The following is a 221-nucleotide window of genomic DNA, read 5'->3' as shown; positions in this document are numbered from 1 at the left end:
CAGTACTTGCCACTGTTCCAGTAATGAACCTGGCGCAACAACAGCTAGTACTTTCCCTGCACCGTAACGACGACCTTGGCGGTATAAACGTGTGTCTTTATCGTCAGTTAAAACATGTTGTTTACCAACAATGGTGATGAGTTTTTGAATAGTTTGCGGTGCGTCTAAATTGGATTGCATTTTATATCCTGCCCATTAATTTTTTGAGCTTTTCAATAAAG

1 pseudogene is annotated in these 221 nt (G+C 40.3%); it reads right to left on the bottom strand.

What is annotated here, in order from left to right:
• Positions 1-180: pseudogene (locus RRF55_RS28795) on the bottom strand (D-lactate dehydrogenase); the annotation flags it as partial.
• Positions 181-221 lie beyond the last annotated feature (41 nt).

This window comes from Klebsiella sp. K47 (assembly GCF_051858335.1).
In the GTDB taxonomy this organism is placed as follows: Bacteria; Pseudomonadota; Gammaproteobacteria; order Enterobacterales; family Enterobacteriaceae; genus Klebsiella; species Klebsiella pneumoniae.
Note: the sequence above shows the minus strand (reverse complement) of the source record. Positions and strands in the feature narration are given on the sequence as shown.